Genomic DNA, 9,350 nt, shown 5'->3' with positions numbered 1-9,350 from the left:
CGTCTTGTGAGTGCCCACACAGATTGTCTGATAAATTGTTAAAGAGCAGTGAGTTACGCGCTTTCGCTTGCTAACTCGAGGTGGCGTATATTACGCTTTCCTCATTCAGTGTCAACCGTTTATTTCATCCGGTTGCCGCTGTTTTTAATCTTTCCGACCCGGTTACTTCGTGATGTTGTTCACGTTGTTCCCTGTCGATGGAGCGGCATTATAGGGATCCGAATTTTTTGCACAAGCCTTTTTTCCAATAAAAGGATCGACTGCGTATTTTTCGAGCCCTTCGCGGAGATCTCACCCGATCCGCTGGTTTTAACGTCGATCTCATCCCTCCCGAATTGGTATTTCCTCTCACCCGAACTATATTGCCAAGATTAAACTTATCTTTGGAGTGCTTCAGATGTCTCAACCTTTACGTTCTTATCAAGAATTAACACCTACATTGGGCGAACGAGTGATGGTGGATCCTTCAAGCGTGGTTATTGGCGATGTAGATCTGGCCGATGACGTCAGTATCTGGCCGCTCGTCGTCATACGTGGGGATGTTAATAATGTGGTTATCGGTTGCCGGACCAACGTACAGGATGGAAGTGTGCTTCATGTTACCCATCAGTCACGACAAAATCCTCAGGGGCATCCTCTTATTATTGGGGAAGACGTCACCGTCGGGCATAAAGCAATGCTGCATGGTTGTACGATCGGGAACAGAGTTCTGGTCGGGATGGGATCAATACTGCTGGACGGGGCTATCGTTGAAGACGATGTCATGATTGGTGCCGGCAGCCTGGTGCCGCCAGGGAAAACACTCGAAAGTGGTTACCTCTATTTAGGAAGTCCTGTGAAGCAGATACGAGAGCTGACTTCTGATGAACTCGCAGGGCTGACATACTCCTCTAATAATTATGTGACATGGAAAGATGTTTATCTTTCCCAGGAACAATAAAGAAACGTATTGCCTGAACAGTAACAAATCCGGCTGCTCAGGCACTCCCGATCACACCAGCAAGTCTTTTTTTAACTGCTCAAGCACAGGTTCTATCTGAGGCATCACACCATGCCACAGATAGAAAGCATGCGCTGCCTGCCCCACCAGCATTCCCAGTCCGTCAGCATAATGCGTTATCCCATTATTTTTCGCCCAGGTGATAAAAGGCGTTAAACCCGCCTGATAATACATATCGTAAACCCGGGTCTGCGTCGTCAGCACACTTTCTGGGATAGCGGGGATCTCACCCTTAATACCCGAAGCCGTAGCGTTAATGATCAGGTCGAAAGATTCTTCAGCCAGAGAAGCTAACGCGATGGCCCGAATATCACCTTTTTCCTGGAAAATTTGGCTCAGATGCTGCGCCCGCTCGAAGGTCCGGTTAGTCACGACGACGGAACAACCATAAGACAACAAAGGAAGGATCACCCCGCGCGCAGCCCCACCGGCGCCGATCAATAAAATCCGATCCCCCGGCGTCAAAAGCGCCAGCCGCTCAAGGTCACTCAGCATACCGATGCCATCAGTGTTATCCCCAAGCAGTCGCCCGTCTTCAAGTTTTTTGAGTGTGTTAACAGCACCAGACATTGAAGCGCGATCTGTCAGCTCATCAGATCTCGCAAAAGCACGCTCTTTGAAAGGTACCGTGATATTTGCCCCACGAGCGCCGTCTGCAAAAAAAGTTCGCAAAGTCTCTTCAAACTCTTCATGCGAAGCCAGAACCGTACCATAGGTATGATCGATACCAGTCTGACGGGCAAACAGTGCATGAATACGAGGGGATTTGCTATGCCCAATCGGATTCCCAAATACCGCGAAAGATGGCGTGACTTTCATTTGTTAGCCTTGACGAATAAGGTTGCCAGTGAGGGCATCCCGAATTTCAGATGGATTATCTCTTCCTCCTACTTCGCCATCCAGCACGGGAAAGTCTTTCCCAAACTGGAGTCTGACTTCTTCAGACAAACGGCAAGGAGGTTGCCCATTCAGATTCGCACTGGTTGAGACCAGTGGTTTTCCAAATTTTTGGCAGAGTTCTTTTACCAGGGGATGATCCGTGACGCGTACTGCCAGAGAACTGAAACGGCCAGTCAGCCAATCAGGCGTCACGGCTTTTGCAGGCATTACCCAGGTAACCGGCCCTGGCCAGAATGACCAAATGTACTGAAGTTGCTGTTCAGTTAATGATGAGTCATCGATATAAGGAAGAAGTTGCTGATAATTGTCAGCAATCAGAATGAGCCCTTTATCTTTCGGACGTTTTTTCAGCGCCAGCAATGCTTCTACCGCTTGTTCGCTATCAGGGTCACATCCCAGACCGAAAACGGCTTCCGTTGGATAAGCAATAACATGCTCCCCACGCAATGCCTCAAGTACTGTGTTCAATGATTTTTGTGTCTCTTTATTCATCTTGTTCGTTATCTTTTCTTTCTACGGCTTTGCCGCACAATTTACTGGCACAGAATAACTTCATTCCCTGAGCCGTTTTCTTTTCCATCAATAACGGGTAATGGCAGTGTTCGCACTCCCCGGCTACCGGTTTATTATTGATGGCAAACTGACAATCCGGATAACGGTCACAGGCGTGGAATACTTTGCCGAAACGCGATTTGCGCTGTAACAGATGCCCTTTTCCGCATTGCGGGCAGCCCAGAGTCGTTTCTTCAGGTTTATCGATAGCTTCAATATGATCGCATTCAGGATACTGACTGCAACCAATAAACATGCCATAACGCCCCTGCCGCAGCACCAACGTGGAGTCACATTTAGGGCACACCTGTCCTTCAAGGACTTTCACAACATGCCCATCCGCTTGTGATTTCAGGGGACGAATATACTGACATTGCGGATAGGATGAACAACTGAGAAAGGGGCCGTGGCGACCACTACGGATCACCAAATCGGCCCCGCATTCCGGACAGGATCCATTTTGCTTATCAGCAAAAAGTGCTGCTTTTGTCATATGTTACGTTTTACCTGTTATCTCTTAGTGCAGATAACCCTCATTAACTTCAAATAATAGCTCTTCCATTTGCTGATACGCTGTTTCATATCCGGGAATATTAAACAGAACCATCAGCACGACCCACTTCAGATCCTCAAGATCGAACTCTTCAGTGTCCAGAGCCATAACACGATCGATAACCATCTCTCTGGTATCGAAATTCAATACTTTGATCTGTTCCAGGAACAACAGAAAACCACGACAACTGCTATCTAACCGAATTGTTTCCTCTTCGGTATAAACGCGTAATGCTGAAGGATCAGAATCCAGCATATAAGATGGGGTTCCACCCTCTTGCATATCCGCAAGTTTTTCAAGCCAATTCAACGCATTGTGAATATCAGCCCGGTGAAAACCAGCCTCGGTCAAGTCATCCGTTAACCTATCCTCGTCAACATTCATCTCCGCTTCGTTGTGAATGTAAGTTTCAAATAAGTACATTAGTACGTCGAACATGGCTTGCCCTCTTAATTCGGACATAGCCGCCGGATACAGCTGCGATCCATCCTGCTAACTCCAGTTCGAGTAGTTTACCTACGACTTCTGGCACAGGTTGGCCGGCACGTTCGGCGACGACGTCAACAGATGTCACCTCATATTCTACGTTAGCCAACACATCAGCAAATGGCAATTCAACTTCGCTATCTGGCGCACAAATAATCGCCTCTGACGCATCTGATTCACTCTCAGGCGGCATTTTCAAGGATTCCGATACCTTGATAGTGGGGAACCAGGTCAACCCGCTTCCTATCTGTTCGGCGATATCATTTGGTTCAGTCACGAGATACGCACCCTGCTGAATCAGCCAGTGCGTACCTTCCGAGGTTGTACTTCCCAGCGGGCCTGGCAATGCGAATACTTCCCGTCCTTGCTCAAGTGCATAGCGCGCGGTAATCAATGAGCCGCTGCGAAGCGTTGCTTCGATGACAAGTACACCCGCACTCAACCCGCTGATAATCCGGTTACGGCGGGGAAAATTAGCGGCTAAAGGGGGAGCCGTCACCAGATGTTCAGACACCAGCGTTCCCCCCTGCCCCAGAATACGATCTGCCAGCTTAAGATGACAGGATGGATAGCGCTTCATCAGCCCGCTTCCCAGCACAGCTATTGTCTTACCCTGAGCTTCCAGTGTTGCCTTATGGCTGATTCCATCTATTCCCATCGCCAGCCCGCTTGTCACAGTAAAACCGCTACTGACCAAACCGCCTGCAAAAACCTGCGCATATTGTTCGCCGTAATGGCTGTAATCGCGACTCCCCACCATTGCGATTTGTGGCGATAGTAGTAATTCAGCAGATCCCTCAGCGAATAAAATCAGTGGAGGGGAGGATATTTGTGCCAACAGCGGGGAGTAAAAATTGCTGCCAAAAGTAATGAGATGACAGTTTTCTCCTTCCAGCCATTTCAGTGATGCAGATAGCCAGTGTTGATTAATATGCTGAAAATCGGCTACTTGTTCGGGTAAAAGACCACTGTTCGCTAATTCTGAAGACGAATAAATCCCCCGGTCCGAGAGGGTATGAATGATCCCCGTCGCGCGTTGGGTACCGAGGCGTTTGACCACTGACATACGTATCCATGCTTCCTGCAATGTCATTATCCATTCCCTTCTCAAGGCCTTTCGGCGACTGATACAATTGGCAGAGGATGCTGTCAATCGGGGCAGGAAATGTCTAGAATAGAGTCTATATATCTTCAATCAATTGAATAAAGATCCAGAAAAATATGTCCGTATTACAGATATTACATTTCCCAGACGAGCGGCTTCGCATAACAGCAAAACCGGTCAAAGAAGTTAACGCCGAAATCCAGCAGATCGTGGATGATATGTTTGAAACCATGTATGCAGAGGAAGGCATTGGTCTTGCTGCCACTCAGGTCGACATTCATCAACGCATCATCGTAATTGATGTGTCTGAAAACCGCGATGAGCGTCTGGTTCTGATCAATCCTGAATTGCTGGAAAAAAGCGGCGAAACCGGGATTGAAGAAGGCTGCCTGTCGATCCCTGATCAACGGGCACTGGTGCCGCGCGCTGAAAAAGTAAAAGTCCGTGCGCTTGACCGTGACGGTAAAACCTTCGAGCTTGAAGCTGATGACTTGCTGGCAATTTGTATCCAGCATGAAATGGATCATCTGGTAGGTAAATTATTCGTGGACTACTTGTCTCCCTTGAAACGTCAGCGTATTCGCCAGAAAATGGAAAAAATGGCCAAGCTGAACGCGCGGGCTGACTAATATTCGTGTAACACAGGACACTGCTTTGCGAATCATATTTGCCGGTACTCCCGACTTTGCAGCGCGTCATCTTGACGCGCTTTTATCATCAGAACATCAGGTTGTCGGTGTTTTCACTCAGCCTGATCGCCCGGCCGGCCGCGGAAATAAACTGACTGCAAGCCCGGTGAAAGTTCTGGCTCAAGCACATGACATCCCGGTATTCCAGCCTAAATCTTTGCGTCCCGAAGAAAATCAGTCCCTGGTTTCCTCACTGCAGGCTGATGTAATGGTTGTCGTCGCTTACGGTCTGATTTTACCGAAAGCAGTGCTTGATATGCCGAAATTGGGTTGCATCAATGTGCATGGTTCCTTATTACCACGCTGGAGAGGCGCAGCACCGATTCAGCGCTCTCTGTGGGCGGGTGACGCAAAAACGGGTATCACCATCATGCAGATGGATGTCGGGCTTGATACCGGTGACATGTTGCACAAAGTCGAATGTGACATTCTCCCGGAAGATACCAGTGCTTCGCTTTACAACAAACTGGCTGGATTGGGTCCTCAAGGTCTGCTTGAAACTCTCAGGCAACTGGCGGATGGCACAGTAAAACCTGAAGTTCAAAGCGAAGAGCATGTCACCTACGCAGAAAAACTCAGCAAAGAAGAAGCACGCTTAGACTGGAATTTATCAGCTGAGCAGCTTGAACGTTGCATTCGTGCCTTTAACCCCTGGCCTGTCAGCTTTTTCATGATTGACGAACAGCCGGTGAAAGTCTGGCAGGCTGAATGTCAGTCAGAAAAAAGCAACGCAGCTCCCGGCACCATTATTTCTGCCGACAAAAAGGGCATTCGGGTTGCGACCTCCGATGGGATCCTGAATATCACCCAGTTGCAGCCGTCAGGTAAAAAGGCAATGTCCGCACAAGATTTGCTTAACTCTCGTCGCGAATGGTTTATCGAAGGCATGCGTTTAGCCTGACCATAACGACTACGCCCGATATTTCGTCGGGCCTTATCTCTCTGATAATGCTGGCTCCGGTCAGCTTTTTTGACTATGAAAACACCCTATAATCTCCGTAGCATTGCCGCTCAAGCCATCAGCCAGGTGTTGGATAAAGGATTATCCTTGTCCACTGTTCTCCCTGGTCTGCAGAAAAACATTTCAGAAAAAGATCGCGGACTTCTTCAGGAACTTTGCTTTGGTACGCTTCGCGTGCTGCCACAGTTGGAATGGTGTTTGCAGCAACTCATGGCAAAACCTCTCACGGGTAAACAAAGAACATTACATTACTTACTGATGGTGGGTCTCTATCAGCTGATCCACATGCGGATCCCGGCACACGCCGTACTGGCGGAAACGGTTGAAGCCGCCGTTGCGCTAAAACGTCCGCAATTAAAAGGACTGATCAACGGCGTGCTGCGCCAGTTTCAGCGGCAGCAGGAAGAATTGCTTCAACGAATGGCCAACAATGACAGTCGTCATCTCCATCCCAGCTGGCTCCTTAACCGTCTGAAAAAAGCTTACCCCGGTGAGTGGGAAAGCATTGTTGATGCCAATAATCAAAAGCCGCCGATGTGGCTTCGCGTCAACAGACAGCATCACACACGCGACGAATATTTACATTTGCTAAACGAAGCTCAGATTGAAGCTGTACCGCATCCAGAATATAAGGATGCATTACGGCTGATCACGCCATGTCAGGTAAGCCTGCTTCCGGGATTCGCAGAAGGTTGGGTTACTGTTCAGGATGCTTCGGCGCAAGGCAGTGTTGATCTGCTGGATCCAAAGAATGGCGAACTGATCCTCGACTTATGTTGCGCACCGGGCGGAAAAACTACCCATATTCTGGAAGCCGCACCGAAAGCCCATGTTCTTGCCGTTGATGTGGACGAGCAACGTTTGAAACGTGTTCATGAAAACCTTCAGCGTTTGAAACTCAGCGCGGAAGTGAAGCAAGGTGACGGGCGTGAACCGCAGGTTTGGGCAGGTGATCGCATTTTTGACCGTATACTTCTCGATGCTCCCTGTTCAGCGACCGGCGTTATTCGCCGGCATCCTGACATCAAATGGTTGCGCAGAGACAGTGATATTGCCGAGCTCGCCAGCCTTCAAAAACAAATCCTTGATGCTGTCTGGCCACGGCTAAAAAGCAAAGGTGTCATGGTGTACGCCACCTGCTCAATTTTACCGGATGAAAACTGTCAGCAAATCACCTCATTCCTGGAATCACATCAGGATGCTACGCTGGTTGAAACAGGAACGATTGACCAACCAGGCCGGCAGAACCTTCCGGATGCTGAAGACGGCGATGGATTTTATTACGCTAAACTGATTAAAAGCTGATCATCTTGTATTAGTGCTGTTTACTCAGGCTGATACCTTCGTGGCAAAGCAGAGAGTCATATGAAAATAATAATTCTCGGGGCCGGGCAGGTTGGCGGAACACTCGCCGAAAACCTGGTTGGTGAAAACAACGACATTACGGTTGTCGACACGAATACCGTCCGGCTGCGTCAGCTTCAGGATAAATTTGACCTGCGCGTAGTCCAGGGGCACGGTTCTCATCCCCGTGTACTTCGCGAAGCTGGCGCTGAAGATGCCGATATGCTGGTGGCTGTGACAAATTCTGATGAAACCAATATGGTTGCCTGCCAGATTGCCTATTCACTGTTTAATACACCAAACCGCATTGCCCGCATCCGTTCAACTGAATACATCCGAGAATCTGAAAAACTTTTCCATCCGGAAGCTGTGCCTATCGATCACCTGATTTCGCCGGAACAATTGGTCACTGATTATATTTATAAACTCATTGAGTATCCGGGTGCACTGCAGGTAGTGAATTTCGCCGAAGGCAAAGTCAGTATTGCAGCAGTAAAAGCCTATTACGGCGGCCCCTTAGTAGGTAATGCACTTTCTTCAATGCGCGAACACATGCCGCACATTGAAACGCGTGTTGCAGCCATTTTCCGCCAGGATCGCCCGATTCGTCCCCAAGGCTCAACCATCATCGAAGCCGGCGATGAAATATTCTTTGTGGCCGCCTCTCAGCATATCCGCGCAGTCATGAGTGAGCTTCAGAGGCTCGAAAAACCTTATAAACGAATCATGATCGTTGGTGGAGGCAATGTCGGAGCGGGACTTGCCCAACGGCTTGAGAAGAATTACAGCGTAAAACTCATCGAGCGGGATCAACAGCGTGCCGCCGAGCTTGCAGAGATACTACAAGATACGATTGTCTTCTATGGTGACGCTTCGGATCAGGAATTACTGGCTGAAGAGCATATTGAACAAGTAGATGTGTTCATCGCTATTACCAATGATGATGAGGCAAACATCATGTCGGCAATGCTGGCTAAGAGGATGGGTGCAAAAAAAGCGATGGTTCTTATCCAGCGCAGCGCATATGTCGATTTGGTGCAGGGTAGTGTGATCGATATTGCAATTTCTCCCCAGCAGGCAACGATTTCAGCATTACTTGGACATGTCAGAAAAGCAGACATCGTCAGTGTTTCATCGCTAAGGCGCGGTGTCGCTGAAGCCATTGAAGCGATTGCCCATGGCGATGAGACCACATCAAAAGTGGTAGGCCGTACCGTGGAAGAAATCAAACTGCCGCCGGGTACAACAATTGGGGCTATTGTACGCGGTAATGAGGTAATTATTGCCAACGGCACAAGCAGGATCCAACAGGGTGACCACGTTGTGATGTTTATTACCGATAAGAAGTTTGTCAGGGATGTGGAACGTTTGTTCCAGCCAAGTCCGTTCTTCTTATAAATTGCATCTGCTGTTTATCGGATTTAGCGTTAATTGAGGTTCAGGTGAGAACTTTTGTAGCGAAGACCCTGCAAATAGTCTTTACTTGGTTTGACATATTTGATGAATTTGCCAAGGAGTATTTATGAGTTTTATGAAAGAGTTTCGTGAGTTTGCCATGCGCGGCAACGTGGTCGACCTGGCAGTCGGTGTTATCATCGGTGCTGCTTTTGGCAAAATAGTATCGTCATTTGTCGCTGATATTATTATGCCTCCGCTGGGTTTGTTGATTGGCGGGGTTGATTTTAAGCAGTTCGCATTTGTCCTCCGGGAGGCTCAGGGAGCAACACCCGCCGTAGTCATGCATTATGGGGTATTTATCC

The 9,350-nt window shown here is 48.6% G+C and carries 11 protein-coding genes; 6 read left to right on the top strand and 5 right to left on the bottom strand.

The window, feature by feature from the left end; genetic code table 11:
* Positions 1-397: 397 nt before the first annotated feature.
* Complete coding sequence (locus J1785_RS06950; protein WP_129955661.1) at positions 398-940, top strand: gamma carbonic anhydrase family protein; 543 nt, start codon at positions 398-400, stop codon at positions 938-940.
* Positions 941-991: 51 nt separating this feature from the next.
* Here J1785_RS06950 and aroE read toward each other — a convergent pair whose 3' ends face one another.
* From aroE to dprA, 5 genes are read right to left on the bottom strand one after another with little or no spacing between them, the layout of a single operon-like run.
* Positions 992-1,819, bottom strand: a complete 828-nt coding sequence (aroE, locus tag J1785_RS06945; RefSeq protein ID WP_129955660.1) for a shikimate dehydrogenase — start codon at positions 1,817-1,819, stop codon at positions 992-994.
* 3 nt (positions 1,820-1,822) lie between these two features.
* Positions 1,823-2,392: an L-threonylcarbamoyladenylate synthase type 1 TsaC gene (gene tsaC, locus J1785_RS06940; RefSeq protein ID WP_129992337.1), complete on the bottom strand. Its 570-nt coding sequence runs from the start codon at positions 2,390-2,392 to the stop codon at positions 1,823-1,825.
* Positions 2,385-2,945, bottom strand: coding sequence for a DNA topoisomerase family protein (locus J1785_RS06935; protein ID WP_129955658.1), 561 nt, complete (start codon positions 2,943-2,945; stop codon positions 2,385-2,387). Before J1785_RS06935 ends, tsaC begins: the two co-directional genes overlap by 8 nt.
* A gap of 24 nt (positions 2,946-2,969) precedes the next feature.
* Positions 2,970-3,443: a DUF494 family protein gene (locus tag J1785_RS06930; protein ID WP_129955657.1), complete on the bottom strand. Its 474-nt coding sequence runs from the start codon at positions 3,441-3,443 to the stop codon at positions 2,970-2,972.
* The gene (dprA, locus tag J1785_RS06925; protein ID WP_129955656.1) at positions 3,415-4,584 is read right to left on the bottom strand and encodes a DNA-protecting protein DprA; all 1,170 of its coding nucleotides are present in this window, start codon (positions 4,582-4,584) and stop codon (positions 3,415-3,417) included. Before dprA ends, J1785_RS06930 begins: the two co-directional genes overlap by 29 nt.
* 128 nt (positions 4,585-4,712) lie before the next feature.
* Here dprA and def point away from each other — a divergent pair, with 128 nt between their 5' ends.
* From def to mscL, 5 genes are all read left to right on the top strand, one after another.
* Positions 4,713-5,225 carry a peptide deformylase gene (gene def, locus J1785_RS06920; RefSeq protein ID WP_112288147.1) on the top strand — a complete coding sequence of 171 codons (513 nt, stop codon included), beginning with the start codon at positions 4,713-4,715 and terminating at the stop codon, positions 5,223-5,225.
* 1 nt (position 5,226) lies between these two features.
* On the top strand, positions 5,227-6,186 hold the full coding sequence (fmt, locus tag J1785_RS06915; protein ID WP_217219107.1) for a methionyl-tRNA formyltransferase: 960 nt from the start codon (positions 5,227-5,229) through the stop codon (positions 6,184-6,186).
* Positions 6,187-6,261: 75 nt separating this feature from the next.
* Positions 6,262-7,551, top strand: coding sequence for a 16S rRNA (cytosine(967)-C(5))-methyltransferase RsmB (rsmB, locus tag J1785_RS06910; protein WP_217219106.1), 1,290 nt, complete (start codon positions 6,262-6,264; stop codon positions 7,549-7,551).
* Positions 7,552-7,611: 60 nt separating this feature from the next.
* Entirely contained in the window at positions 7,612-8,988 is a 1,377-nt protein-coding gene (gene trkA / locus J1785_RS06905; RefSeq protein WP_129955653.1) for a Trk system potassium transporter TrkA, read from the top strand.
* Between the two features lie 124 nt (positions 8,989-9,112).
* Positions 9,113-9,350: large conductance mechanosensitive channel protein MscL (mscL, locus tag J1785_RS06900; protein ID WP_217219105.1), on the top strand; the 238-nt coding region annotated here is incomplete at its 3' end.

The sequence above is a fragment of the Rahnella perminowiae genome (genome assembly GCF_019049755.1).
Taxonomy (GTDB): Bacteria; Pseudomonadota; Gammaproteobacteria; order Enterobacterales; family Enterobacteriaceae; genus Rahnella; species Rahnella perminowiae.
Note: the sequence above shows the minus strand (reverse complement) of the source record. Positions and strands in the feature narration are given on the sequence as shown.

Excerpts from the sequence above, each read along its gene's own strand:
- def (WP_112288147.1), top strand. The coding sequence starts at position 4,713 with ATGTCCGTATTACAGATATTACATTTCCCAGACGAGCGGCTTCGCATA.
- J1785_RS06950 (WP_129955661.1), top strand. The coding sequence starts at position 398 with ATGTCTCAACCTTTACGTTCTTATCAAGAATTAACACCTACATTGGGC.
- J1785_RS06930 (WP_129955657.1), bottom strand. The coding sequence starts at position 3,443 with ATGTTCGACGTACTAATGTACTTATTTGAAACTTACATTCACAACGAA.
- tsaC (WP_129992337.1), bottom strand. The coding sequence starts at position 2,392 with ATGAATAAAGAGACACAAAAATCATTGAACACAGTACTTGAGGCATTG.
- trkA (WP_129955653.1), top strand. The coding sequence starts at position 7,612 with ATGAAAATAATAATTCTCGGGGCCGGGCAGGTTGGCGGAACACTCGCC.
- rsmB (WP_217219106.1), top strand. The coding sequence starts at position 6,262 with ATGAAAACACCCTATAATCTCCGTAGCATTGCCGCTCAAGCCATCAGC.
- J1785_RS06935 (WP_129955658.1), bottom strand. The coding sequence starts at position 2,945 with ATGACAAAAGCAGCACTTTTTGCTGATAAGCAAAATGGATCCTGTCCG.
- aroE (WP_129955660.1), bottom strand. The coding sequence starts at position 1,819 with ATGAAAGTCACGCCATCTTTCGCGGTATTTGGGAATCCGATTGGGCAT.
- dprA (WP_129955656.1), bottom strand. The coding sequence starts at position 4,584 with ATGACATTGCAGGAAGCATGGATACGTATGTCAGTGGTCAAACGCCTC.